Here is a 24,451-nt window from a genome sequence, read left to right as displayed (position 1 = left end):
TTGGTCGTAGCAGGGCTCTGGGGCAATCTTCCACCGGTACGCGACGCCATCGACCACGATGCGACGCGAATACTTCTTCGAGATTGCCACGCTATTTCCCTCCGCTCACGTTCCGTAGTGCCCGCTGACAGATGCGCGCGGTTGCGTCGGTGATGGATTCCTGCTGCCAGCGTGCGCAGAGTGCTTTGACCCACGCCGGCTGGCTTTTGGCCGCGTCGTTGAGCCAGTTGCCGACGGAATCCTGAACGTACTTCGCCGGGTCCGCCTGGAGTGGCTCCAGGAGCGGAAGGGCCAACTCGGGGTTCTGCTTCAGTGCTTCAATGTGTGCGCACCAGACGCCACGCGGTCGGGTGGCTTCGCTCGCGAACCGGCGGACGTTCGGCGACGGATCGCGTACCCACGGCTCCAGCGCCTTCACCGCGTGGCCGACGTTCTTCGCGAGGTGCGGTCGGATCGCCATCCACGCCCACTCGCGCACACCGAAGTGTCGGTCGTCGGCCAGCGGGCGGATCAGTGTGAGCTTCGCATTGAGTTTGAGCTTCGGCGCGCGACCGATGACGTAGCACGCCCACCCGCGAACCGTGTCCGACGTGTGCTCCGCGATCGTCGGCAAACCGTCGAGCGTGAGGTGGCGCAGCAGCAACTCACCGACCGCGTCCATGCGCCGCGTGATTCCCTCGCCGGCCATTTCGCGAACGACATCAACCGAGTCGGTGGGGATGTCCGGGACCGCCGCGACCAGCAGCGTCGCGAAGTCGATGGCCAACCCCTCGCTGAGCGTCGCGCTCGGCGCTGTCCCCGCGTTCAGTTGCGCGAGTAGCTCGGGCGAGATGTCCGACCGGCGCGACGCGCCCTTCCGTACTTCGTCCATCCATGAACCTCTCGGTAGCGAAGAGTTTTTGACAGGATTAAGAACAAACTCTCTTCTTGTCTTTATCCTGTCTATCCTGTTAATCCTGTCAAAAGCTCTTCTTGCATGAACCGCTACACGCGCTCCACGATCACCGCGACCGCGTTACCCCCGCCGAGGCACAGTGACGCACAGCCGTAGCGCTTGTTGTGTCGCTTGAGCGCGTGAACCAGCGTGACCAGCACCCGCGCGCCGCTCGCACCGATCGGGTGCCCCAGCGCGACCGCGCCGCCGTGGACGTTCACTTTCGATTCGTCGAGTTTCAGTCCCTTACCGCACGCGAGCATTTGCGACGCGAACGCCTCGTTGAGTTCCCACAAGTCGATATCGGACACGGCGAGTTTCGCCTTCGCGCATGCGGCTTGTACCGCAGTTACAGGTGCGATGAAGATGTCCTTCGGTGCGACACCGCTCATGGTGTAGCTCACAATCCGCGCGAGCGGTTTCGCGCCGCTCGTCTCCACGAACCGCGACGACGCGACCACGACCGCCGCGGCGCCGTCGGAGAGCTGCGACGAGTTGCCCGCAGTGACCGTGCCGTCGGGCCGAAACGCGGGCTTCAGTTTCGCTAGCCCTTCGGCCGTCGTGTCGGGGCGAATTCCTTCGTCCTTCTCCACGGGCGGAACCGGCTTCTTTGGGTTCGCGGACTGGAACTGAACGGGTACGACTTCGTCCGCGAACGCGCCGCTCGCCCATGCCGCGGCCGCGCGCTGGTGGCTCTGCGCGGCGAATCGGTCCTGGTCGGCGCGGGAGACATCGCACTTGGTCGCAATGTGCTCCGCGGCATCGCCCATCGGCCAGTTCTCGAACGCGCACCACAGCCCGTCGTTCACGAGCGCGTCGGTAGTTGTCTGATTGCCGTACTTGTAGCCCTGCCGGACGCCTTGGAGCAGGAACGGCGCGCGGCTCATGCTCTCCATCCCGCCCGCGACGACGAGGTTCGCGTCCCCTGCGCGAATGCTCTGGGTCGCGAGCATCACCGTTTTCAGCCCGGACCCACACACCATGTTCGTGGTGTGGGCAGGAATCGTGTCTGGCAGGCCGGCAAAGATCGCGGCCTGACGTGCGGGAGCTTGACCCACGCCGGCCTGGACGACGTTGCCCATAATCACGTCTTCGACCGCTTCCGGCTTCACGTGCGCACGCTTGAGGGCTTCCGCGATGGCGATGGCCCCGAGCTTCGGCGCGGGAAGCTCGGCCAACCCGCCGAGGAACTTGCCGATCGGCGTGCGGACCGCGGAAAGGATGAACGCATCCATGTGGAGCCTCGAAGTGCGGAGAGTTGCTATTGGAATGATACGCGGGCCATCAACTGGCGCGCGTAGTCACTTCGGAGTCGAGTACGGGCCACGCCCAGGCGAACCCCGCCCGCAAGGGCGGGTGGTACAACTTGCGACCGTGACCCACCGCCCTTGTGGGCGGGGTTCACCTGGGGGAGCTACAGCCAGCCGTGTCCCTCGTCGCGGAGGATGCGGGCCATGCCCTCGATCCACTTCGGGTGATCGTTGAGGCAGGTGCCGCTTTTGAGGTGTTCACCGCCCGCGTGCTCGAAGATTTCGCGGCTCTCGTTCCCGATCTCGTCGAGCGTTTCCAGGCAGTCCGCGGTGAAGCCGGGGAGCGCAACGTACACGCGCTTCACGCCCTTCTTGGCAAGGTCTGTGAGCACGTCGTCTGTGTACGGTTTCAGCCACTCACTGCGCCCGAACCGCGACTGGTACGTCTGCGTCCAGCGGTTCCGCGCCCAGCCCATCCGCTTGACGAGGGCTTGCGTGGTGCGCACGACGTGCGTGGCGTAAGGGTCGCCCCTTTGTGCGTACTTCTGCGGGATGCCGTGGAAGCTGATGACGAAGTGTTCCGGCTCCCAGGGGAGTTTCGCGAGGTCGTCGCGAACGACCGCTTCGAGGGCGTCGAGGTACCCGGGGCGGTCATAGTACGGCGGCACCACGCGCACCGCGGGTACCCGGCGCACCTTCGTGAGAGCCTTGAAGAGCGAATCGGTCGCGCTGGCGAAGGACGTGGCGGAGTATTGCGGGAACATGGGTAGCGCGATGAGCTTGTCCACACCGCTATCGACCATTTCTTTGATCGTGTTTTGGAGCGGCGGGTTCCCGACGATCATCCCGAACCGGACCGGGTTGTTGGGGAAGTGTGCTTGCAGTAACTCCGTCTGGCGCAAGGTGTAATGCAGAAGGGGCGAGCCGGTCTTTGCGTCCCAAATGCGGCGGTACTTCTCGGCCGACGCCCCGGAGCGAAACGGCAGGATGCGGAGGTAGAGCAGCGGTAGCCAGATCGCACGCGGGACTTCGATCACCCGCGGGTCTGAAAGGAACTGGCGGAGGTAGGGAAAGAGGCCGCCGTAAGTGGGGCGGTCCGGAGTGCCGAGCTGGATGAGTACGAGGCCAGTCATAGAAGGAGTCTCAAGTCAAAAGGCCTAAAGTCGTAATGTCGAAAGACCGGAGGAGAGCGGCTTAAGATTCGAGCCGAACCCGTATCCGGTTTTCAGACTTTACGACTTTCGACTTTACGACTTTCGACCGGTTATTTCTTCTTGCAATCCGGGCCTTCTTTGGCCGGACTCTTTTCGGTGATGTGGGCGTCGCCGCCGGCCGCCTTCAGTGCGGCGCTGCGCTCGACGTTCAGTTGGATGTAGCTCGTCCACTGGGACGGGGTGTTCGGTTCCGAGTAGATCGCTTCGACCGGGCACTCCGGGACGCACGCCTCGCAGTCGATGCAGTCTTCCGGGTCGATGTAGAGCATCTTGTCGTCTTGGTAGAAACACTCCACCGGGCAGACGACGCAGCAGTCGGTATACTTGCAATCGTTACAATTTGCGGTGACTACGTGGGGCATGATTGTTCACTCCGTCCCGGAATGGGCCATAGATGGTTGAGTATTACCACTCGGCACCGTAACGTCAAGGTAATCGCCGACATCGGGTGCGGTAACGGAATCGAGCGTTTAGATAGTTCGTTGCCAGGGGACATTGCACCGGTTGGTGGCTTGAACCGTACCCGATTATCTGCTTGCGCACACGCTACGACACCACTACCAATCGGCCGACCCAACCGCCATTGTCTTCGGAGGTCGCTCCGCCTCCACGCAACAGCACCGTACTATCTGAATCAATTACTGCACCTGTTGGAACTGAGATGTCAACTCGCCTCACAAGTGAGCGAGCGAATGGTTCGACCCGGGGAACTTCAATGGGACGGCGGTCGCTGTTGGAATCGTATGCGCTAGTGGCGTGCTTCGGGATGCTCGTGTGCTTCACCGCCGCGCTGTACTTTCTCGGCCACGGAATCATCGCGCGCGAAGCCCCCGAGTACACGATCAACCGTTGGGTCTACAATCGCCACCAGACGAACGAACGGTATTGGGAAGACACTTGGCGCTGGGGCCAGAAACCGCGGCCGCCGGAGGCGACTTTAACGGCAGTGCGCGAGCGAAGTTGGCGTGCGGAGTTACAACTGGAGAGCCGGTACGGGACGCGGGACATCTGGTTATCCGGTCTCGGGCTTATGGTCTCTTCGGCCGTGTTCTGGGTTCACTGGCGCGTCGCTCGAAGGGCGCGCCGCGAGTCGCGCGACGCGCGAATTGACGTACCTTTGCGCCCGCTCGTGCTCGCATCCGCCATCGTTTTCGGATTCGGGTGTTGTTTTGGCACCGGTTTGGTGGGCGGACTGATGGTCTCCGAAGGAGGGAACTACAGCTCGCGTGTTGAAGAAGAGTGGAGAGCTGTCGCCCCGGTCCTGGGGTCCGATCCGGCGTTCGCCGGAGTCGAGATTCACAGCGGTCCGATGGGGGCATTTGCTTGTGGGGTACTGTGCCAACCGGCCCGGACTTGGAGCGACTACACACGCAGATCGCTCGGGTGCTGGGTGAGCAGCGCGGCCGAGAGGCCATGAACGCCGTCCGCGCGCGCGCGGCAGATACCGACCCACCGCGGTAACCTACGATACCCGCGGCACCAACTTCCGAGGCTCGCTACTGGAATGTGCAGCCGAAATCACGTCGTTTTCAGCAAAATCAGTCAGATGTGCGATCGATTTCGAGATAATTCTCGGCTCAGAATGCCTGGGAACCTCGGCGAAGTCCCAGATTTCCTGGATTCGCGTCGTTTTTGAGCCTTCTTGTCATCGGCCTCGCAATCGGGTGGGAACGGGACGCGACCGTTAAGGTTCGATAGCCTGAGTGGGTATTACTGCAGTGAACGCCTCTCCCGACCTCTCAACGGGGCCGCTTAGGACGAAGAACGATGAATGAGTCACCGCGCCCCCCACTTTCCGTGCTCGTGGTCGAAGATTTGCTGGACGTGGCCGAATCGGTCGCTGATTTGCTGACCATCAGCGGGCACGCCGTTCGGGTCGCGTCGTGCGGCTCGGATGCGCTCCTCGCGGCTCTGGCGAACCCGCCGGACGTTGTGCTTCTGGACATTGGCCTTCCCGGGATGGACGGTTGGGAGGTGGCTCGCCGGCTCCGCTCGCAACTGAACGGGAAGCAACCGGTAGTTGTTGCTGTTACAGGGCTTGGAGCCGATGACGACCGGCGCCGGTCGGCGGACGCGGGCATCGACTTGCACCTCACCAAGCCCGCGGACCCGGTAGCTCTTACGACACTTCTGGCCCGCGTGCGCAGCCTGTTGTCATCCCCGGACCGAGGACCGAGTTCGGGCAAGTGATTGAGTTATGATTGTTTGTCAAATTGATATTATTATGAGATAATATGTCGTGCTATTCTCCACGTAGCGGCCGAACGAGCCGCGACCGCAAGGGAGCGGGGCTTCCGGCGTGTGGAACTGCAACGATAAACGGGATGCGCCTCTCGCCCCCTTGTGGTCGCGGCTCGTTGTAAGCCCGGCCCCCTCCCGCTCCCTTGCGGTCGCGGCTCGCTACAAGGAAGCGGACACGGGACCAATCTTCCGCAAATCTTTCATGGCGCTCCAAAAACGTTTGGAGCTGCACTTTGTGAATGTATACAATTGGACAGATTTGGTGCTGCCACTCAAGTGTCGCGTGGATTGGCGCGTGGTTCGGTGAAGAATCGGTCCACACGTTAACCGGATACGGTGGGAAATCGCGGCAATGTTAGCATTTATTAGCGAATTGCAACTGACAGTTAGATGCGGCAATTAGTCGGAAATATCGAGATGGTAATAGCTTGAAGCGAAATTTCGCTCCGAATCACGGTTGCAGTTCCCAAGATGTCAGCAATTGTTACTGGCAGCTCCCGTCAGGGACATTTAGTCGTGCCGTTGCGTGATTCCGGGCGAACCGCGAGTGCTAACGAGCGGGTGGACCTCGTAGTAGTCCAGGGGTGAGATGCCCGCCCACAAGGGCGGGGCATTACCAACAACGGGGCCGTGTCACTTAGCCGAGTTTCCCGTCCACCAAGCGCGAGATACCGAGCGGATTGGCTTCTCTGAGTTCATCGGGCAGCGCGGCGTCGGGGAAATTTTGCCAGCAGAGCGGGCGCGCGAACCGGGAGATCGCCCGCGTACCGACCGATGTGGAGCGCCCGTCGCTGGTGGCCGGGTACGGTCCCCCGTGGACCATCGCGTGACACACCTCGACGCCGGTCGGGAACCCGCCGAACAGCAGGCGCCCGGCCTTTTCCCCGAGGAGCGCTACGAGATCCCCGTTCGCAGCTAGCTCGTCCGGTGTCGCGTGGACCGTTGCGGTCAACTGCCCCTCAAGACCGCCCAGCGTCTCGCGCAGGTCGGCGCCGTCGCGGTACCGAACGACGACCGTGGACGGGCCGAAGACCTCGTGTGCGAGTTCGGGCTTCGCACGCAATGCGATCGCGTCCGTGACGAACAGGGCCGCGCCCGCGCGATTCGGAGCCATCGCGACGCGGGTGCGCTGTTCTGCATGGGTGGAAAGCTGTTCCACACCCGCGGCGAAGGACGTCCGAATCCCCGCGGTGAGCATCGTACCGGGTGCGGTACCCCCGATGAGGGTGGCTAGTTCGTCAACGAAGCGGTCGCCGTCCGCGCTTTGCGGAACGAACACCAACCCCGGATTCGTACAGAACTGCCCGACGCCGAGCGTCACTGCGCCGTGCAAGCCGGTTGCCAGCGGCTTGACATCTTTCGTCAGTGCGCCGGGCAGGATCACCACCGGGTTAACGCTGCTCATTTCGGCAAAGACCGGAATGGGTACAGCACGCGCGGCAGCGGCTTCCATCAGTGCGCGACCACCGGTTCGCGATCCTGTGAACCCGACCGCTTTCACGACCGGGTGGCGCACGAGTGCGAGGCCGATCTCGTACCCGGCGTCAAAGAGCAAGGAGAACACGCCTTCGTGCAAGTTGCTTTCGCGCACCGCGTGCTGAATCACGCGACCTACTAGTTCGCTGGTTCCGGGGTGCGCAGGGTGAGCTTTAACAATGACCGGGCACCCCGCGGCGAGGGCCGCAGCGGTGTCGCCGCCCGCGACGGAGAACGCCAGCGGGAAGTTGCTCGCGCCGAACACCACCACCGGACCGAGCGGGCGCTGCATCGAGCGCACGTCCGGCTTCGGGATGGGGGCGCGGGTCGGGTCACCGTGATCGATACGCGCATCGACCCACGAGCCTTCTTCAACGAGCGTGGCGAACAACCTCAGTTGCCCGACGGTGCGGGCCATTTCGCCGGTGAGACGGGCTTGGGGAAGGGCGGTTTCGCGCCCCGCGCGTTCCACGATGGCGTCCTGAGCGGCCAGGAGCCCCTCGGCGATGCGGCGCAGGAACGCGCCCTTTTGCTTCCCGCTCGCGTGCCCGTAACTGGCGAACGCGGCTTGCGCGAGCTGTGCCGCGCGAGCCACATCGTCTGACGTGGCATTATGAAACGCCGGCTCCAGAGACTCGTCGTTGCTCGGGTCCGCGGCGCGAAAGGGGGTTCCACCGCCTGAGGTCGCAAAGCCAATGAGTGATTTACCTTCAAGCTGCATAGTGTTCCGGTCCGGTTCGTGATGAGCGTGAGGAGTCAGTTTCCATATTGAGGAATAGTGCCCCGTGCGTCTTCCACCTTTCGTACAGTTCTCACTCGGGTGGTCTTCGGTTGGCGTCGAACTGCTGCGGGGGTATGCTGAAAATAGAAGCACTGAAAAAGCGTATCGGCCTATCGCGTAGCGGTAAGTGAACCGTCCGCCCAAAGTGGGCGTAACAGTCAAACTGTGCGCAAAACGCACCCGGGGCGTTCAATCGCGTCAAAGCCCACGGTTGCGATCGGGTACCATTTTGTTGACCCGAGCGACGAGCAGGCCGTGAAGGAGATCGATCCCATGTTCGATGGCCGCGACCCGGCGAACGCACTGAGTGAGAACACCCACCTCCTCAAATGGGTCGAGAAGATGGCCCGGCTCACCAAGCCGGCCGCCATCCACTGGGTGGACGGCTCGAAGGAAGAGTACGACGCCCTTTGTGCGCAGATGGTGGAGAAGGGGACGTTCCTCAAGCTCAACGAGGAACTGTGGCCCGGTTGTTACTACGCGCGCTCGGACCCCAGTGACGTCGCCCGGGTCGAGGACCGCACTTTCGTCTGCTCCTTCTCGAAGGAAGCCGCCGGTCCGACCAACAACTGGGAAGACCCGTACAAGATGCGGCAGCGACTGAAGCAACTCTTCGACGGCGCGATGCGCGGGCGCACGATGTACGTGCTGGCGTTCAGCATGGGGCCGGTCGGGTCGCCCATGTCCCAGATCGGGGTCCAGCTCACCGATTCGCCCTACGTCGTCGTCAGCACGCGAATCATGGCCCGGATCGGGCGCGCCGTGTTCGAGGAGATCGATAAGGGCGAGAAGCGCGTGGTGCCGTGTATGCACACGCTCGGTGCCCCGCTCGCCCCGGGGCAGACGGATGTGCCCTGGCCGTGCAACGCGGAGAAGTACATCGTCCACTTCCCGGAAACACGCCAGATCTGGTCCTACGGGTCCGGGTACGGCGGGAACGCGCTGCTCGGCAAGAAGTGCTTCGCGCTGCGAATTGCCTCGAACATCGCCCGGGACGAAGGGTGGATGGCCGAACACATGCTCATCCTGGGGGTCGAGAACCCGCAGGGCGAGAAGACGTATGTCTCGGCCGCGTTCCCGTCCGCGTGCGGGAAGACGAACTTCGCGATGCTGATCCCGCCGGCCGGGTTCGAGGGGTGGAAGGTCTGGACCGTTGGCGACGACATCGCCTGGCTGAAGCCGGACGCGGACCACCGACTGCGGGCAATCAACCCCGAGGCCGGATTCTTCGGCGTCGCGCCCGGCACGTCCGCGAAAACTAACCCGAACGCGATGGCCGCGCTGTCGCGGAACACCATTTTCACGAACGTCGCGCTCACACCCGAGGGCGGGGTGTGGTGGGAGGGCATGACCGACGACCCGCCAGCCGAGTGCCTCGACTGGCGCGGGAATCGGTGGACGCCGGAACTCGCGAAGGAGACGGGCGCGAAAGCCGCGCACCCGAACGCCCGGTTTACCGCCCCGGCCTCACAATGCCCGACGATCGACCCGGCGTGGGAAGACCCCGCGGGGGTGCCGATCAGCGCGATAATCTTCGGCGGCCGGCGCGCGACGACGGTCCCGCTCGTGTACCAATCGTTCAACTGGACCTCGGGCGTTTATATCGGGGCCACCACCGGCTCGGAGACGACCGCGGCGGCCGGCGGTGCGGTCGGCAAGGTGCGCCGCGACCCGATGGCGATGCTCCCGTTCTGCGGGTACCACATGGGGGACTACTTCCGGCACTGGATTCGGATGCAGCGGGCGCTGTCGGAAACGCCGCGGATCTTTCACGTCAACTGGTTCCGGAAGGACTCGGCCGGCCGGTTCTTGTGGCCGGGGTTCGGCGACAACATGCGGGTGCTGAAGTGGATCGTGGATCGGGTCCGCGGGCGCGCCCTGGGCCGCGAAACGCCGATCGGCTGGATGCCCAAATACGAGGACATCGAGTGGCGGGGGCTATCCTTCTCGCGCGAAGCGTTCGACCAGTTGCAATCGTGTGACCGCGTCGCGTGGAGGGCCGAGGTGCTCAACCACGAGGAACTGTTCATCGACCTGCACAGCCGGCTCCCGTCGGAGATGGTCTACGAGCGCGAGCTCTTGATCTGCCGACTGCAAACCGAGTGACGAGATAACAAGTGAACCCCGCCCGCAAGGGCGGTGGGTGTGCATGCGCGGGCGATCGGTGGAGGTTGTACCTGCCGCCCTTGCGGGCGGGGTTCACCTCACTCATCGGTGGCGAGAGGACGGAACGTTCTGCGGTACTCGCCCGGCGTCATGCCGGTCGTTCGGCGGAACTGCCGCGTGAACGCGCTCTGGTCCGCGTACCCGCACCCCATCCCGACTTCGACCACCGGGCTGTCGGTGTCGCGCAACTGTTCGGCGGCGGAGTCCATTCGGAGTTTGAGTAGCAGTTGGCCCGTCGAGAGCCGGAACAGTCGGCGCACGCGCTGGTCGAACTGGTACGCCGAAAGTCCGGCGATCACGGCCAGATCTTCGGTCACCAGCCGCCGGTCGAGGTGCGCTCGCGCGTGCCGAACGGCCGCGGCCACGCTGTTGTACTCCTCCGCGCTCTCGTTCGGCGGGTGCAGATCGTGGGACACGCCAACAAGCCCCACGATTACGTCGCCCGATCCCCGGAGCGGGAACTTGTTGGTCAGACACCACCCGGTCAGGCCCGTCGGGTACAGGTGCAGTTCGAGTTGGTTGAGGACCGGTTGCCCGCTCGCGATTAACCGCATGTCCTGTTCCCAGAACGACCGCCCGAACGGAGGAGGGAACGCCTGGGCCGCGGTTTTGCCGAGCAGCGTGCGCTTGTCCTGTGTGCCGCACCGTTCGGCCAGCGTGCGGTTCACAACGACATACTCGGCGCGCTCGTTCTTCACGAAGTACACGACGCCGGCCAAACAGTCGAACACGCCCTCGGCGGTGAACGGTTCTGCCAGGCGCCCGAACAGCCCGGTGACGAGACTGGAACCGGTCACAGCAAACTCCGCAATTTGTGCGCGAAATACAGCCCCGAGTCAACGCTCGGTCAAGACCCCGCGCTCGCTCACAAATTATACTGCTTTGCCAATAATCATTGCCTCCGTCCACGGAAATCTCATGAGCGTTCGCTGGGCCGGTGTTTTCCCGGCCGTGACGACCCAGTTCCGGTCCGACCAGTCGCTTGATCTCGGGGCCACGGCCCGTCACCTGGAAGCGCTCATCGCGTCCGGCGTGAGCGGGCTCGTCGTGTGTGGGTCGCTCGGGGAGAACCAGACGCTCGACCCGGACGAGAAGCGGCAGGTGGTGGAGAACGCCGTCCGGGTGTCGGGCGGGCGCGTGCCGGTCGTCGCGGGGGTCGCGGAATCATCGACCGGCGCTGCGGTTCGCTATGTGCGGGATTGTGCGCGGATCGGGGCATCCGGCTTTATGGTCATGCCCCCGATGGTCTACAAAGCCGATCCGGGTGAAGCAGCAGGCTACTTCCGTGCGGTGGCCGCGGCGACGGACCTGTCGTGGATGCTTTACAACAACCCTCTCGCGTACACCGTCGACGTCACGCCCGAGCGCCTGACCGAGTTCGCCGACATCCCCAATCTAGCCGCGATCAAAGAAAGTTCCGGTGACCCGCGCCGAGTGACGGAGATCCGGCTGGCACTCGGTGACCGACTGGCCGTTTTCGCGGGCGTGGACGACCTGATCCTCGAATCCTCGATCCTCGGGATTGATGGGTGGATCGCGGGATCGGGGATCGCGTTCCCCGAAGAGAACCAGCGCCTCTGGGAACTGACGCGCGCGGGCAAGTGGGACGAGGCCCGGCGCCTCTACCGGTGGGCCGCCCCGCTGATGAAGCTCGACACGCACCCGAAGTTCGTGCAGTACATCAAGCTCATGATCCAAGAAGCCGGTTTGGGGGCCGAGTGGGTCCGGGAACCCCGCCGACCGCTCGCCGGCGCCGAGCGCGAGCACGTGCTCGGGATCATCCGGCGCGGGTTGAAAGCGCGCCCAACGCTCGCGAAGTAACGGACCACTGATACGCACGCGGGTTCATCGCGCGCCATGCCTTGCCCATCTGCGTCCAGGCCGAGCGCCAGAACCGCCCGAACGTGAATCCTCCCGCGCGGAGCGCTCGCCGGTGTCCAACCCACACCGCGAGCGTAATGCCGGTAAACAGCGCGCGGTGGGCGCCCATCGTCAGCGCCAAAAGTACCTGATTCCGATCGCGGTGTAGTATCGCGAGGCGCTCGCACTGAAATCGCAGGTGTGGCACTTCATCGCGCAGAATTTGGTGGCAGATCTTGCGTAGCACGGCGGAACTGGTTGCGCGCCGAATGGCGGCGTAGTACAGCATCGCGTGTGATTCGACCATGACCACGGTCGTCGCCCAGACTTCCATCTGGTGCAGTAAGTGGCGAAAGCACCGGAACACGGTGTCGCCCCAATCTCGCCCCTTTCGCGGCACGCCGGCCAAGTCGAGGTACTTGCCGAGTTCCTCTCCGTGGCGCTGTTCTTCCGCGATGAATAGTTGGATCGCATCCACAAAGCCGGGATCGTTCATTCGCACCGCGTATCGCGAAGCCGCTCTCATGAGACGCAAACCGTCGGACGTTTCCCCGAGTTGCCACGCGCGGAGCGACTCGATGATCTCTGCCAGTTCTTCCGGAGACGCCCCAGCGCCTTCGGCCCACGGGACGGGCATCCGGTTGGCCGTGTTGTGCCGGAAGTACGCGACCCACTCCGACGAAGTCCAAACAACGGGCGCCGCGTTTGTGTACGCGACTGGCGCCGTGCTTTCGGTGGTCAGAGTCAGAGCCTCCAACATCGCGCTCCTCATACCGGCCTCCATTTTGGATTCGCAGATTTCTTTGCAATGCAAAGTTAAAGGGCAAAAATTAAGCGGGCAATAGCCCGCACGAACCGTTGATCCTCGACCAGAAAGGTCAATGAGCTTACGCCCCCGCCAGTCCCGGGCGCGTCTTGCCCTTTGCGGTGTCCGTGGCGTCCGCTTCTTCGGCCGCGTCGTGGAGAACTTGTTCCAGGTGCGCGAGGTACTCGCGGAACCGCTTACGGCCGCTGCTAGTGAGAACGACGGTGGTGAGTGGACGCCGGTTCTGGAAGGTCTTCGTGATCTTTACCAGTGCGGGCTTCGAGTCCTCGGTCTTGGCGAGCGTGTCCAGGTGCCGGCTCAGGTTACCGTCCGTGAGGCTGCACAGGCGCGTGAGGTCGGCGAACGACAGCCCGTCCGGGTGAGTCGCGAGCGCGGTCAGGATGCCGATGCGCGCCTTCGAGTGCAGTACGGGGTCGAGGCCCTCGTAGGCGAAGCGGCCCGCGTCCTCGGATTCGGGTTGTTTCTCGCGGTCAGTCATCGTGGTATTCCTTCGTGGATTGCAGCGCGAGCGCGGTGACCAGGTGCCCGATACCGAACACGCCCCCGACGCACCAGCCCGACGGTTCCGGAGGGAGCCACGCGAGCAGAAGGCCACCCATTAACACGTAAACGATTCCGATCAGCCCGACCGCACGCGGCAAGTGCGGGCGAACGGACACCACACCCAGCCCGAACACGATCGCCCACATTCCCGGCAGCAGCGGAACGAATCCATCGGTACGGGCGAAGGCGACAGTTAGCAGCGCTCCTGCGAGCACGCACGGCAGGAACTGACCCATCACGCGCCGCGTGCGCCGGCGCTCGAAGTCGTCTTCGCGGAACAGGTACGAACGAATCGCGGCGCCGAAACCGAGCAGCGTGCCGATCCCGCCGACGATCGACCAGTACCACACGAACGCTCGCGGCTCACCGCCCGGTACGACCCACCGTTGTCCGACCGCGGCGAGTAACCCCAGCGCGCCGACCATCGCCACGGTGGGTACGCGAAATCCCCGGTACACCTCACTCTTGGTGAGCTGATCGTGGATGCGGTCGAGTTGGTCGAGAGCGTCGCGAACTTCCATGTGTGTGCTGCGCTCCACGAGGTTCGAGGTCGCGAAAGTATACTTTGCTACGCAAAGTAAAGTCAAGAGCGCCGACCGCGTTCGCCGCAATTTACTGCATCAATTTTTCGTTCGGTGGGCAAACAATAACAGAACGTACTCGGGGCGGATCGTTTCGCACTTCGAGTCGTTGCCACAAGGAGGGCGCCGGATGTCCGTCGCTGCCGTCCGCCGGGTCATAAGCCGGCTCGAACCCGGTGGCCCCCGAACCGACGCCGAACTGGTCCGCGCGATTGCGCCTGACGGTGTCGACCGCGAGTCCGCGTTCGCGGAGCTGGTGAACCGGCACGGACCGATGGTGCTGGGAGTGTGTCGCGGGGTACTCGCCGATTCGCATGCGGCTGAAGATGCGTTCCAGGCGGTATTTCTCGTTCTCGCACGTAAGGCGAACTCGATCCGCCCGCCTGGGGCGGTTGGGGGATGGCTGTACGGCGTCGCGGTGCGCACGGCACGCAAATCGAAGACGGCTACTGTTCGGCAGCGGAGGCGCGAAATGGCAGCGATCGTTTCGGCGGGCTCTGCCCCTACAAGCACAGGAAGTGCGGCTCCCGGCGAACTCGAACGCGCTGAATTGCGCGCGATCATCGATGCCGAACTCGCTGCGCTGCCCGACACGCACCGCGCGGCGATCGTGCTGTGCGACTTGCAAGGCAAAACGCGCTCCGAAGCGGCTCTCGAACTCGATCGGGCAGAAGGCACGGTTGCGGCGTGGCTCGCACGCGGGCGCAAGGCGCTCGCAACTCGGCTCGCGCGCCACGGAGTCGCGCTGCCCGCCGCCGGGTTGGTCGCCGTTGTTACACCGTCAATCGTTTCTGCTGAACTCGTTTCCGTCACGATCGGCTCGTTTGTCGGTCGTGGCGTTTCCGATTCCGTCCTCGCGTTAGCAGAGGGTGTGATGCGAAGTCTCTCCTCGACTCCAACGAAGTTGGTCACGACCGTGCTCACGGTCGGTGTGTTGCTCGCGGTCGTCGCCACCGCACCCGCTTGGTACGCGCACCCGGAACCTAACGCTCCACCGGGTACCGGGGCCGCTACCGTTTCTGGGGTTGAGCCGCATGCAAAGGCCGCTTCAAGTTCTTGGAAAGAAGCGAAGGTGCTCGAACTGACCGGCTGGCTCGGCGGCTCTGCTGTGTATTCGGCCGACGGCAAAGTGCTATTCGTCGGTGGAACTGATGGTCACGTTCACGCCTACGATGTGGTTTCGTGGAAGAAGCTCTGGGAGTATCGGGGCGCGGGGCACTTCGCGGCACTCGCAGTTGTTCCCGACGGTAAGGAACTCGCCGTTACCACGAAGGACGGTGTAATGTTCCTGGGTGCCTTAACGGGCAAGGCCAATGACACCCTCGAAGTTCGTGAGAGTGCCCCTTATGCGGTCGCGTTCTTCCCCGACACGCCGATTCTGAGCGACGGTCAGCTCGTCGCCACAAGCCGCAAGGTAATCTTCGGTGACGCGCGTGAGATTACCGTGAAGAGTTGGCTGAAGTGGCCGAACGTATCCACGATCACGTTGCCGGTGCGTCCCAATGGCAAGCAGCCGTCAGATCCGCATGCGGGTCCGCTCGCGGTCGCTCCGGACGGCAAGCGGGTGGTGGTGACGGGGCCGCTCGACAAGGCCACGGGCAAGAACGTGCTGTGGGCGTGGGCGGCCGGTTCGGGTGCGGGGAATCAACTCCTCGAAGGACACAAGGCGACGGTTGTTTCGGCCGCGTGGTCAAAGGACGGCAAGTGGATCGTTACGGGCGACGCCGACGGGATCGTCATCATCTGGGATGCGGTCAAGTTCAAAGAGAAGTCGCGCCTGACGCTCGGTGGGCGAGTTGCGGCGGTTGCGGTTTCAGTCGACGGCAAGCACACGGCCGCAGCCGTGGTGCAACCGCAAGAGCGAAAGGGAAAGGACGTTTACTCTGAAGAGATATTCGTTTGGTCGACAGCAAGCCCCCCGAAGAAGCCGGAGCTAATCTCCAGTCACCCGGTAGGCGGGCCGTTTGCCGGGATCGCGTCACTCGCGTTCCACCCGGACGGCACGGCGCTCGCATCCGCTTTTGCGAACTTCGATCACCTCACCAAGCTCGGCGAATTGACCGGGAAAGTGCGGGTATTCGCTCTTTCTGTACCAGAGAAGCCCGCGCCCAAGCCCGCCGCGGGCCACAATTGGAGCCAGTCCTCCGTACTGACCGACCACGCGGCACTCGTGAACGGCATTGCGATCGCGCCCGATGGCAAATCGTTCGCCGCCGCGACCGACGCCAACGTCACGTGCTGGGACACGGTTACGCGCAGGGTGTTGTGGACGTACAAGCCGACGAACGGGAACGCGCCGGTTCTTGCTCTCGCGTACAGCCCGGACAGCAAGCACCTGTGCGTTGCCGGACCGACCGACGTGAAGCGGTTGGATGTGGAGACCGGCAAGTCGGCCGCGTGGTACGACCAGAACGAAATCGTGGTGCGATTCGGCAAGATGCACACGCTCGCGTATCACCCGGAGGGGAAGCGGCTCGCGGCCAGTGACGGGTACGCCACGAAGGTGCAGAATCTGGCCCAAGAGAGCGAAGCGATTTCCATTGGCGAGCGCCCGGAGGAGAGCAAGCCACTGCCGGTTCTGCCCGCGAGCGCCGCGTGGTCAAAAGACGGTAAACAGCTCGCTCTGATTCGACACAAGCAAGACAAGAGCTGTGTCGTTCTGTGGGAACCGGGGCGAGCCGAATCAGAGGTCGAACTGACCGGGCACTCGGAGCGAATCACCTGTGTTGTGTGGTCGAAGGACGGCGATGTGATCGCGTCAGGAGACGAAAAGGGAACGGTGATCTTGTGGGACGCGCGGACCCACAAAGAACTGTGGCGGAAGCAGTACGGCGACGGTGCTGGTCGCGTTCACGCGGTGGCGATTTCGCCCGAGGACAACACCGTTGCAATCGCCGCCAATCTCGGTGCCCGCAAAAGTCCAGAGCGCGTTGTGCTACTTGCCGCAAAAGACGGGGCAGAAATCCATCACCTCTTGGGGCCAGAAGAGACCGCGGTTTCGTCGCTGGCGTGGTCGAGTGGTGGGAGGTTCCTGCTAACCGGCTGCGGCACACCGGTCGACCGCGCGGGCGGTCAAGCTGCACCGCGCGTGGGTGAGGTCGTGGTTTGGGAGCGGAAGCCGTAACGACGCGGCGCGGTACGCTCGCCCGCACGGTCAACCCTGACTCGAAGTTGGCGCAGAAGTCGCGGTCACTTCTTCGGAATTTCGACGTAGACCTCGACGGCTTCCCAGTTCCCGCGTCCCGGCGTCGCCATCCCCGCTTTTGCCCCACCTGGATGCAGCGAGAGAATCGCGCTTTCCGTGGTTTCTTCTGGGGCGATCCCGAATGTCAGTCCGCGAGGTTTGTTCAGCTTCGTTCGCAGCGGTTGACCGTCCGCTCGCTTTACGGTCAGCCGGTACTGACCCACGGGGATGTTGTTGATCGAGAACCCGGTGCTGAACACCGCCTTCTTAATCACGAATTTCTTCCCAATGCTCCCGTCCAGAAGCTTTCCTGCCGGGGTCAGCGTGATCTCGATCTCCGTTCCGGTTTTCAGATTGTGCGGTTGGCCCAGCGCATCGCCAGGATCGTCGACGTGGTGCCCAATGTACAGCGAGCCGCCGTAGAAGTTGCTCCGGTAGCTCGGGTTCTCGCTCATCTTGTCTTTGTCCGCCACTCCGTAGGTCCAGAGCACGAAGTTCTCAACCGACCCGTCGACGGAAGCGAACGAGGTGAGTTTGCCGTCGGCCGGGTGGAGAGTCAAGGCGGCGCGGCCGTCGGCGTAATCGACGGTGTATCCGGCGGCGTAGAAGTGGGCCGCGCCTTGCGGCACCTGGACCTCGTAGTACCCCTTCTCGTCCGACTCCGCGCTCGCGCCGGAGTACCGACCTCCGATGAGCGTCGACCGAACCCCGATATACGCTCCCTGGAGCGGGTTCCCGGCCGCGTCCTTGACGTATCCGCGGAGGTAGCCCGGCTTCTTGTCCAGCGGCGAGAACTTCGGGGTCGGTGGCGCGTCCTTTGGGATCAGGTTGACGTAGTTCGGCTCTTTGCCAACGGTGAGTTTGACAACTGGGGCCGGACCGGACGCGGCGGGCTTCGGAGCAGACGTTTCGGGCGCGTCACTCGGCTTGATGGGCGGAGGTTCTTTGGGGGGTGAATTCGTAAGCGTGCTCGCAGTCGCTGCGGTCGTCGACCCGGTTCCCTGGGGTTGGCACCCGCCACAAACAACCGCGATCACTCCCACCAGTGTCGCCAGGTGTCCGTTCCACGCCGCCATCGTCGTTCCTTGTCGTTTCAGGGTTAATCGGGGTCGCAGGACCAAAAACTTCACGGACACTGCCCCGCTGCACTAACAACCTGCGACCAGCGGGGCAGCGGGGCAGCGGCACTGCCCGACCTCAAGGTCGGGCGCTACCGAGCCGTTACTGCGGCTTCTTGCCTTCGAGGGCTTTGATCTCGCGAATCCAGATGTTCCGGTACTTCACCGGGTTGCTGTGGTTCTGGAGGCGGATCGGCTGCTTCAGCGGGTGCTTCTCGTAGGCGGCCGGGCGGTCGTAGTTCGTGTTGCCGTGCAGCGCGAAGTGGTTCTGTACCGCGACACCGTTGTGAATCACCGTAACGTACCCGGGCGTCAGAACCTTCACTTCCTTCGCGGCCTCGTCGAACCGCGGCGCGGTGAAGAGGATGTCGTAGCTCTGCCACTCGCCCGGCTTCTTGCTGGCGTTCACCATCGGCGGCGTCTGCTTGTAGAGGCTCCCGCACTGGCCGTCGAAGTACGTCTTGTTGTCGAAGGAGTCGAGCACCTGCACCTCGTAGCGGTTCGCCAGGAACACGCCGCTGTTCCCGCGACCCTGGCCGCTGCCGCTGACCTTCTCCGGCGTCGCGAACTCGACGTGCAACTGGTAGTCGCCGAACGAGTCCTTCGTGACGATGTCCGATTTCTGCACCACCGCGTAGCCGTCCTTGATTTCCCACTTGTCGCCGTTGGCCCACTTCGAGAGATCCTTGCCGTCGAAGAGTACGGTCGCGTCCGAGGGCGGTTCGCTGTCCGTCTTACCGGGGGTGACCACCGCCGGTTCCGGCCACACGATCCCGCTCTTGTACTCTCGTTGCAGCGCCGCGCACGCGGTCATTACGCCGAACGCGGCGACCGCCCCACCGACCGCCGCCAGAATCACTAAACGCTTATTCGCCATGAGAGGCTCCGGGTTGGAGAGAACACGCAGAAATTGTCGAACCAGGTAGACGAGAACGCAACTGAGAAAGCGTTACCCTGCGGTTCTCCCGGGTGGTATTGTGGGAACCCGTCGTTCCTTTCCCACGGGTGAACGCAATGTCGAACGTCAAGAAGCCCGTCACGGTGAAGAAACTGCGAGGGTAGTGGCGCCACTTGCAAGGGCCGCGGGCGCGTTTCGCAGCGAATAACCCGCCCTTGCGGGATTCGCCCACCGACATCGGCTCACCACCGGGTGCGAGGTATGCTCCGCGCCCTCACACCAACCCGGACGCCCCATGCCCGCGCGACTCGTCATTACTGCCACGGAATCGGAACTCGCCGCTCTATTCGGTCTGGCGCCCGGCGCGAACAACGCCCGGTCGCTATCGAGGGCACGGTACAATGTCGCGCCGCTGCACGATGTTCCCGTTGTGCGATTGACGAACGGCGCACGCGAACTGGCGGACCTGCGCTGGGGACTCGTTCCCCACTGGAACACCGATCCAGCCCACGAGGGTTTCGTAAACGCGCGATCCGAAACTGTGGCACAAAAGCCCTCGTTTCGCAGTGCGTTTCAGTCGCGCCGGTGTCTGGTTCCCGCGAGCGGCTTCTACGGTTGGAAACCGGGGATCCGGCGGAAACAGCCTTATTACTTCCGCCCGTCGGGTAACGGAGTGTTTGTGTGCGCCGGCATCTGGGACCGGTGGGATAGCCCCCGTGGGCCGGTTGAAACGGTTTCGGTGCTGACGATGCCCTCGAACGCGCTGGTGAAGCCGATGGACGAGCGGATGCCGGTCGTCGTGGACGAGGGGCGCTTCGCCGCGTGGCTCGATCCGAACGAGGCGAACCCCGAAAAACTGCTCTCGCGCTTCACCCCTTATCCGGCCGACCAGATGAAGTGCTGGCCGATCGGTACCCGGGTAAACGATCCGGTCGAAGACGACGCGGACCTGCTCGTGCCGCTCGCCGGCCCGCTATAACCAAATTCGGTTGCTTCCCCGTTCGCAGAGACGCCAAGGAACCCAATGATTCACGTTATTGCGACGATCACGCTTCACCCCGGAGTGCGCGAGCCCTATCTGGAAGTGTTCCGGTGGGTCACGCCGCTCGTGCGAGCGGAAGCCGGGTGCATCGAGTACCAGGCCACGATCGATGTCCCGACGACGATCGCGGTACAGGACGGCCCGCACGACAACGTGGTGACGGTGGTCGAAAAATGGGAGAGCGTTGAGGCGCTTTACGCGCACAGCGCGACATCACACATGACTGAGTACCGCGAGAAAGTGAAGAACTTCGTGACCGGCGTCAAACTGGTCGTGTCGCAAGCCGCGTTCTGAGAGCCTTTGCGCTCCTTCTACGCCCCTGCTTGTGTGGCTCTTTTCCCCCTTCCTTTTTAGGGAAGGGGGCCAGGGGGTTAGGTTCTTCACTTCTTCGGCGGAGTCATGTTCACCTCAGCGGTCTTGCCCGGGACGACGTCCACGAACCGGCGCTCGTCGCCCAACCGCACCTCGTAACGACCCGGTCCGAGGTTCTTCACAATCGCTTTGCCACCAATCACTTCGACTTCGGTGCGCACGACCTGAATCGAGATGCCCTCGAACAGTTGAGAGTCCAGGGCCGGCCGGTTCGGTTCATCAGCGGGCGCGAGGAACACTTTGCCGGTCGCGCCTTGTGGCGCCGTGATTTCGATTCCGCCCGTCTTCGATGCGTCGAGTGTGAAATTCTCCGTCAGCGTGCTGTTCGCTGCGACATCGACCCATTTCCACACAGCCGGACCGCCCGTGATGGCGGCCGAGAGCAGGTAACGACCGGGCGGAAGTTTCGCGTGCTCGTAGCGGAACGGGCGTGCCTTACCGTCACCGGGGAGCAGCGTGAAGGAGCGCGGTTTCTCGTTGTCGCTCGTCCAGCGTGCCTGCTCGATCGGCAGCGGATCGGCCGCGAGTTGCAGTTCCTTGAACACCACCGGTTTCGTGGGCAAGAACGCGGCATACGCGACCCGCAGTTCGGCACTCGCGGGTGCACCGACCACGGTCACTTCACCGGCGACGTAGGGCACCTCGTCCGAACCGGGTTTCTCCGTGTGTAAGCGGGTGTAGTCCGCTGCAAAGGTGCCCGCGAGCACCGTTTGATCCTTGTCCGGTAAGCTGATGTAAATCTTGCCGTTCACTTTCCCGTCTTTGCGCGCGCCGAGTTCGAGCGTCATCGCATACCCAGACGGGTGCAGGTGGATCGGTTGACCCTGGACTTCGAGCCACACTTCCGGCACCTTCGGTCCCGGCTCGTCGCCCCCCTTCACCTTCCAGTTGCGCCCCAGGGATTGCTGGCCGGCCGGGAATTTGATCGATACTGACCGCTCCGGCATCGGCGCGCCGGGCTTCGTCAGGCGAAATGCTAGTTCGTCGCTCGTGACCGAGACCTCGGGCGTCACGTCGACGCCCGCAATGATCCCGCGAACGGGCGCGGCGGGGGCGACCTGCTTGTCCGCGTCCAGCTCCCAGGGGATTTTCGGCGCCTGCGCTTGTGCTTCTTTTCCCCCCAGGGGCGCTACCGGGGCGGCCGACGAATCGTTCGGCTTTGGGTCGGGTTCCAGTGCGCTCGACGGTGCCGGAGCCGGTTCTGGCTTTGAACCACATCCGATCGCGAGCACCAGCGCAAAACCCGTCGCGACACCGAGCATCATCCGTGATGTGGTCATGTTCTCATTTCTCCGCTCAAGTCGGTCCTCCGGACGTGGGCAGAGTAGACCCGGAATCGCCCCGGCGTGCAACACGAACAGCGCCAGCACACGCGACGGCGCGAATCGTTCTAACCGTGGCGATCGAGTTCCGCGAAGAACTGGGCGAGCGGCTGAGTGAAGCCCGGCAAAACCGTTCCGCCGTCGAGCGTATCGGTCCCGGTCAGATCGGTGAACGCAATTTCTGACGAGTAAATGCGAACGGTGCGCGCCCGCGGATCGATCTCCCACACGAGCCGCACGCCCGCTTTGAAATATTCGCCGCGCTTGCGGGCCATCTCGCCGAGCGTGTTACTCGCGCTTAACACTTCCACGGCCAGGTCCGGTACGACGTTCGGCACCGGTTCGTCCGGGAGGCGCCGGCCCGGTAAGCGGTCCCACGAAACAAAAGCCAGATCCGGCAACCGGACCAGACCGGAGAGCAGTTCGTAAGTTCCGTCCGCTCCGGTCAGGATTCCGAGGTTCTGTCGCCGCACGAGCGGGCCGATTAACTCGCCCAGGTAGATCGCGAGGAGCGGTTCTCGGACCCCCATTGGCTTCTCCACGAGAGTTTCGTCGACCAGTTCGCACCGGCGGTTTTCGTCGCGCAAGAGGTCTTCAACGGTCGCGGTGCCCGGAACCGGGTTGAACCGGACGCGGTCCGCCGGAATGTCCCCGAGGCGGTGGAGCAGATCGGCGACGGTTCGCACGGGCGGCTGAAAGCGAATGTTCATACTCGCACTTGCACGATGTTGAAGTGGCCGTTTCGATCTCAGTTCTGGCTCGCTCTCCGACCGAAAGTAACAATTGCTAACGTTTCGGGAAGAGCGGGTACATTGCATCGGGCCGTGATCTTTTCCGGTGACGTAACATCCGTTGTTTCAGTAGCTTCGGGTTTGTTGCTGCTTAAATACCCCTTGTCAGCGGCCAATAACGGCTAACATTTTTGTGATTTCGGCCCAGATCCGTCCACGAGTTTTGCTCGTCGAGCGTCATTTCGCAGCGCAGCAAGTGCCACGTCCGGTGTCCACAAACAAATTATACGCTAGTGGACAAAGGGATACAAATAGTTTCGGCGTATTCATTCAGCGCTTCTGGCGAAGTCCGGAAGCGCAGAAAAATGACGCAGTTCGCTATCGGGAATCCCTGCGGCCGTTGAAGACACAAAAACGAGAGCGCCCGCGGGGTCCGACCCGCGGGCGCTCGTTGCTCACCCTCCCCCGATACTCACGCGCTCTTCTTGCCGGGCTTCTTCTCGCCCAACTTGCGCTCCCCGCGGACCACTTCGGCGGTGATGACGTGTTTGCCCTTGTGTTCCATTTCGGGCAGGTCGTACATCACGTCGAGCATCACGTCTTCCACGATGGCCCGCAGCCCGCGTGCGCCCGTGTCGCGGGCCTTCGCCAGCCGCGCGATCTCTTTCAGCGCGTTGATCTCGAACTCGACCTCGGCGCCTTCCATCTCGAAGAGCTTCTGGTACTGCCGCACCAGCGCGTTCTTCGGTTCGGTGAGGATGCGGAGCATCGCTTCCTCGTCGAGCGGGTCGAGCGGGGCCAGAACCGGCAACCGGCCCACGAACTCCGGGATCATCCCGAACTCGATCAGGTCGTCGGCGGTGACCTGGCTCAGGAGCTCGCCCAGCGACTTCTCCCGGTGCTCCTTGTCGACCGCGCCGAAGCCGATCGACTTGCGCCCCAGGCGCCGCGAGATGATGTCCTCGAGGCCGACGAACGTCCCACCGCAGATGAACAGGATGTTCGACGTATCGACCTGAATGTACTGCTGCTCCGGGTGCTTGCGCCCGCCCTGCGGGGGCACGTTGCTCACGGTCCCTTCGAGCATCTTCAGGAGGGCCTGCTGCACGCCCTCGCCGGACACGTCGCGGGTGATCGAGACGTTCTGGCTCGTCTTCGCGATCTTGTCGATTTCGTCGATGTAGATGATGCCGCGCTGTGCCGCTTCGATGTCGAAATCCGCGGCGTGGAGCAGCTTGAGGAGCAGGTTCTCGACGTCCTCGCCGACGTACCCGGCCTCGGTGAGCGTGGTCGCGTCGCCGATCGCGAACGGCACGTCGAGGATCTTCGCGAGCGTGCGGGCGAGGAGCGTCTTGCCGCTCCCGGTCGGGCCGACGAAGAGGATGTTGCTCTTCTCGATCTCGACCTCGTGCCGGCTGCTGGCGTCGAGGCTGAGGCGCTTGTAGTGGTTGTGGACCGCGACGGAGAGCACCTTCTTCGCGCGCTGCTGCCCGATCACGTACCCGTCGAGCTTCTCTTTAATGGTGCGCGGGGCCGGCGTGTTGGAGGTGGACGCCTTGGCCGGGCCGCGGCGCTTCTTCTCCTGGTCGATGATCGACTGGCACAGCTCGATGCACTCGCCGCAGATGTAGACGTCGCCCGGTCCTTCGACGAGGGGGCCGACGTCGCGGTGGCTGCGGCGGCAAAACGAGCAATATGCGTTGCGGTTGCGGCCGGCGGTTCCGGGTGGGCGGCGTCCGCCAGAGTCACCGGTGGTGCGGTCCGAAGGCATTGGGCTCCCCGATCTGGTGGTGCCGGATGGATTGTTGTTTCGCGGCGTGCGGAAGAGGCTCGGTCCCCGCACTGGGTCGGTCGTTCGCGAGAAGCCGTCGGCTCCTCGACTTCAGCCTAATCATACCGCCGGGTAGGAGTC

Annotated in this window: 21 protein-coding genes; 7 read left to right on the top strand and 14 right to left on the bottom strand. The window is 63.4% G+C overall.

Going from position 1 to position 24,451, the window contains the following annotated elements; all coding sequences use genetic code 11:
* Positions 1 to 91 precede the first annotated feature (91 nt).
* The 4 genes from VT84_RS28930 to VT84_RS28915 form a co-directional block, all read right to left on the bottom strand.
* Positions 92 to 871 (bottom strand): DNA alkylation repair protein, encoded by a 780-nt coding sequence (locus VT84_RS28930; protein ID WP_052556394.1) that lies wholly within the window; start codon positions 869 to 871, stop codon positions 92 to 94.
* A gap of 113 nt (positions 872 to 984) precedes the next feature.
* Positions 985 to 2,169: a thiolase family protein gene (locus tag VT84_RS28925; protein WP_052556391.1), complete on the bottom strand. Its 1,185-nt coding sequence runs from the start codon at positions 2,167 to 2,169 to the stop codon at positions 985 to 987.
* Between the two features lie 179 nt (positions 2,170 to 2,348).
* Positions 2,349 to 3,317, bottom strand: coding sequence for a ferrochelatase (hemH, locus tag VT84_RS28920; RefSeq protein WP_082841939.1), 969 nt, complete (start codon positions 3,315 to 3,317; stop codon positions 2,349 to 2,351).
* A 131-nt stretch (positions 3,318 to 3,448) separates the two neighbouring features.
* On the bottom strand, positions 3,449 to 3,760 hold the full coding sequence (locus VT84_RS28915) for a ferredoxin family protein (protein ID WP_052556388.1): 312 nt from the start codon (positions 3,758 to 3,760) through the stop codon (positions 3,449 to 3,451).
* Positions 3,761 to 4,113: 353 nt separating this feature from the next.
* Between VT84_RS28915 and VT84_RS28910 the strand changes: the two genes are divergently transcribed.
* Positions 4,114 to 4,815 (top strand): hypothetical protein, encoded by a 702-nt coding sequence (locus VT84_RS28910; protein ID WP_082841938.1) that lies wholly within the window; start codon positions 4,114 to 4,116, stop codon positions 4,813 to 4,815.
* Between the two features lie 350 nt (positions 4,816 to 5,165).
* Positions 5,166 to 5,588 (top strand): response regulator, encoded by a 423-nt coding sequence (locus VT84_RS28905; protein ID WP_082841937.1) that lies wholly within the window; start codon positions 5,166 to 5,168, stop codon positions 5,586 to 5,588.
* Positions 5,589 to 6,276: 688 nt separating this feature from the next.
* On the opposite strand, the gene VT84_RS28900 is transcribed toward VT84_RS28905, so the two are convergent.
* On the bottom strand, positions 6,277 to 7,836 hold the full coding sequence (locus tag VT84_RS28900; protein WP_082841936.1) for an aldehyde dehydrogenase (NADP(+)): 1,560 nt from the start codon (positions 7,834 to 7,836) through the stop codon (positions 6,277 to 6,279).
* Positions 7,837 to 8,169: 333 nt separating this feature from the next.
* Here VT84_RS28900 and VT84_RS28895 point away from each other — a divergent pair, with 333 nt between their 5' ends.
* On the top strand, positions 8,170 to 10,002 hold the full coding sequence (locus VT84_RS28895) for a phosphoenolpyruvate carboxykinase (GTP) (protein WP_082843440.1): 1,833 nt from the start codon (positions 8,170 to 8,172) through the stop codon (positions 10,000 to 10,002).
* Positions 10,003 to 10,100: 98 nt separating this feature from the next.
* Here the strand turns inward: VT84_RS28895 and VT84_RS28890 are convergent, their stop codons facing one another.
* Entirely contained in the window at positions 10,101 to 10,859 is a 759-nt protein-coding gene (locus tag VT84_RS28890; protein ID WP_052556379.1) for a helix-turn-helix domain-containing protein, read from the bottom strand.
* A 121-nt stretch (positions 10,860 to 10,980) separates the two neighbouring features.
* Between VT84_RS28890 and VT84_RS28885 the strand changes: the two genes are divergently transcribed.
* Positions 10,981 to 11,883 (top strand): dihydrodipicolinate synthase family protein, encoded by a 903-nt coding sequence (locus VT84_RS28885; RefSeq protein ID WP_082841935.1) that lies wholly within the window; start codon positions 10,981 to 10,983, stop codon positions 11,881 to 11,883.
* On the opposite strand, the gene VT84_RS28880 is transcribed toward VT84_RS28885, so the two are convergent.
* The 3 genes from VT84_RS28880 to VT84_RS28870 form a co-directional block, all read right to left on the bottom strand.
* Complete coding sequence (locus VT84_RS28880; protein ID WP_239465493.1) at positions 11,840 to 12,694, bottom strand: ferritin-like domain-containing protein; 855 nt, start codon at positions 12,692 to 12,694, stop codon at positions 11,840 to 11,842. The two genes, VT84_RS28885 and VT84_RS28880, sit on opposite strands and share 44 nt — an antisense overlap.
* 115 nt (positions 12,695 to 12,809) lie before the next feature.
* The gene (locus VT84_RS28875) at positions 12,810 to 13,226 is read right to left on the bottom strand and encodes a transcriptional regulator (RefSeq protein WP_082841934.1); all 417 of its coding nucleotides are present in this window, start codon (positions 13,224 to 13,226) and stop codon (positions 12,810 to 12,812) included.
* On the bottom strand, positions 13,219 to 13,812 hold the full coding sequence (locus VT84_RS28870) for a hypothetical protein (RefSeq protein WP_157469930.1): 594 nt from the start codon (positions 13,810 to 13,812) through the stop codon (positions 13,219 to 13,221). The genes VT84_RS28875 and VT84_RS28870 overlap by 8 nt, the downstream gene beginning before the upstream one ends.
* Before the next feature lie 190 nt (positions 13,813 to 14,002).
* Here VT84_RS28870 and VT84_RS28865 point away from each other — a divergent pair, with 190 nt between their 5' ends.
* The gene (locus tag VT84_RS28865; RefSeq protein WP_162271880.1) at positions 14,003 to 16,996 is read left to right on the top strand and encodes a sigma-70 family RNA polymerase sigma factor; all 2,994 of its coding nucleotides are present in this window, start codon (positions 14,003 to 14,005) and stop codon (positions 16,994 to 16,996) included.
* 65 nt (positions 16,997 to 17,061) lie between these two features.
* Here VT84_RS28865 and VT84_RS28860 read toward each other — a convergent pair whose 3' ends face one another.
* Positions 17,062 to 18,132 (bottom strand): hypothetical protein, encoded by a 1,071-nt coding sequence (locus VT84_RS28860; RefSeq protein WP_052556368.1) that lies wholly within the window; start codon positions 18,130 to 18,132, stop codon positions 17,062 to 17,064.
* 145 nt (positions 18,133 to 18,277) lie between these two features.
* Complete coding sequence (locus VT84_RS28855) at positions 18,278 to 19,051, bottom strand: DUF1080 domain-containing protein (protein ID WP_082841931.1); 774 nt, start codon at positions 19,049 to 19,051, stop codon at positions 18,278 to 18,280.
* Between the two features lie 316 nt (positions 19,052 to 19,367).
* Here VT84_RS28855 and VT84_RS28850 point away from each other — a divergent pair, with 316 nt between their 5' ends.
* Positions 19,368 to 20,051: an SOS response-associated peptidase gene (locus tag VT84_RS28850; RefSeq protein WP_082841930.1), complete on the top strand. Its 684-nt coding sequence runs from the start codon at positions 19,368 to 19,370 to the stop codon at positions 20,049 to 20,051.
* A 45-nt stretch (positions 20,052 to 20,096) separates the two neighbouring features.
* Positions 20,097 to 20,408: a putative quinol monooxygenase gene (locus tag VT84_RS28845; RefSeq protein ID WP_082841929.1), complete on the top strand. Its 312-nt coding sequence runs from the start codon at positions 20,097 to 20,099 to the stop codon at positions 20,406 to 20,408.
* An 86-nt stretch (positions 20,409 to 20,494) separates the two neighbouring features.
* On the opposite strand, the gene VT84_RS28840 is transcribed toward VT84_RS28845, so the two are convergent.
* From VT84_RS28840 to clpX, 3 genes are all read right to left on the bottom strand, one after another.
* Entirely contained in the window at positions 20,495 to 21,766 is a 1,272-nt protein-coding gene (locus VT84_RS28840) for a hypothetical protein (RefSeq protein ID WP_157469928.1), read from the bottom strand.
* A gap of 110 nt (positions 21,767 to 21,876) precedes the next feature.
* Positions 21,877 to 22,518, bottom strand: coding sequence for a Uma2 family endonuclease (locus VT84_RS28835; protein ID WP_082841927.1), 642 nt, complete (start codon positions 22,516 to 22,518; stop codon positions 21,877 to 21,879).
* Between the two features lie 493 nt (positions 22,519 to 23,011).
* Positions 23,012 to 24,310, bottom strand: a complete 1,299-nt coding sequence (gene clpX / locus VT84_RS28830; protein WP_052556356.1) for an ATP-dependent Clp protease ATP-binding subunit ClpX — start codon at positions 24,308 to 24,310, stop codon at positions 23,012 to 23,014.
* Positions 24,311 to 24,451 lie beyond the last annotated feature (141 nt).

Origin of the sequence: Gemmata sp. SH-PL17 (assembly GCF_001610855.1) — a bacterium.
Classification (GTDB): domain Bacteria; phylum Planctomycetota; class Planctomycetia; order Gemmatales; family Gemmataceae; genus Gemmata; species Gemmata massiliana.
This window is presented reverse-complemented; position numbering and strand designations above follow the sequence as displayed.

Excerpts from the sequence above, each read along its gene's own strand:
- VT84_RS28930 (WP_052556394.1), bottom strand. The coding sequence starts at position 871 with ATGGACGAAGTACGGAAGGGCGCGTCGCGCCGGTCGGACATCTCGCCC.
- VT84_RS28925 (WP_052556391.1), bottom strand. The coding sequence starts at position 2,169 with ATGGATGCGTTCATCCTTTCCGCGGTCCGCACGCCGATCGGCAAGTTC.
- hemH (WP_082841939.1), bottom strand. The coding sequence starts at position 3,317 with ATGACTGGCCTCGTACTCATCCAGCTCGGCACTCCGGACCGCCCCACT.
- VT84_RS28915 (WP_052556388.1), bottom strand. The coding sequence starts at position 3,760 with ATGCCCCACGTAGTCACCGCAAATTGTAACGATTGCAAGTATACCGAC.
- VT84_RS28910 (WP_082841938.1), top strand. The coding sequence starts at position 4,114 with ATGGGACGGCGGTCGCTGTTGGAATCGTATGCGCTAGTGGCGTGCTTC.
- VT84_RS28905 (WP_082841937.1), top strand. The coding sequence starts at position 5,166 with ATGAATGAGTCACCGCGCCCCCCACTTTCCGTGCTCGTGGTCGAAGAT.
- VT84_RS28900 (WP_082841936.1), bottom strand. The coding sequence starts at position 7,836 with ATGCAGCTTGAAGGTAAATCACTCATTGGCTTTGCGACCTCAGGCGGT.
- VT84_RS28895 (WP_082843440.1), top strand. The coding sequence starts at position 8,170 with ATGTTCGATGGCCGCGACCCGGCGAACGCACTGAGTGAGAACACCCAC.
- VT84_RS28885 (WP_082841935.1), top strand. The coding sequence starts at position 10,981 with ATGAGCGTTCGCTGGGCCGGTGTTTTCCCGGCCGTGACGACCCAGTTC.
- VT84_RS28880 (WP_239465493.1), bottom strand. The coding sequence starts at position 12,694 with ATGAGGAGCGCGATGTTGGAGGCTCTGACTCTGACCACCGAAAGCACG.
- VT84_RS28875 (WP_082841934.1), bottom strand. The coding sequence starts at position 13,226 with ATGACTGACCGCGAGAAACAACCCGAATCCGAGGACGCGGGCCGCTTC.
- VT84_RS28870 (WP_157469930.1), bottom strand. The coding sequence starts at position 13,812 with ATGGAAGTTCGCGACGCTCTCGACCAACTCGACCGCATCCACGATCAG.
- VT84_RS28865 (WP_162271880.1), top strand. The coding sequence starts at position 14,003 with ATGTCCGTCGCTGCCGTCCGCCGGGTCATAAGCCGGCTCGAACCCGGT.
- VT84_RS28860 (WP_052556368.1), bottom strand. The coding sequence starts at position 18,132 with ATGGCGGCGTGGAACGGACACCTGGCGACACTGGTGGGAGTGATCGCG.
- VT84_RS28855 (WP_082841931.1), bottom strand. The coding sequence starts at position 19,051 with ATGGCGAATAAGCGTTTAGTGATTCTGGCGGCGGTCGGTGGGGCGGTC.
- VT84_RS28850 (WP_082841930.1), top strand. The coding sequence starts at position 19,368 with ATGCCCGCGCGACTCGTCATTACTGCCACGGAATCGGAACTCGCCGCT.
- VT84_RS28845 (WP_082841929.1), top strand. The coding sequence starts at position 20,097 with ATGATTCACGTTATTGCGACGATCACGCTTCACCCCGGAGTGCGCGAG.
- VT84_RS28840 (WP_157469928.1), bottom strand. The coding sequence starts at position 21,766 with ATGACCACATCACGGATGATGCTCGGTGTCGCGACGGGTTTTGCGCTG.
- VT84_RS28835 (WP_082841927.1), bottom strand. The coding sequence starts at position 22,518 with ATGAACATTCGCTTTCAGCCGCCCGTGCGAACCGTCGCCGATCTGCTC.
- clpX (WP_052556356.1), bottom strand. The coding sequence starts at position 24,310 with ATGCCTTCGGACCGCACCACCGGTGACTCTGGCGGACGCCGCCCACCC.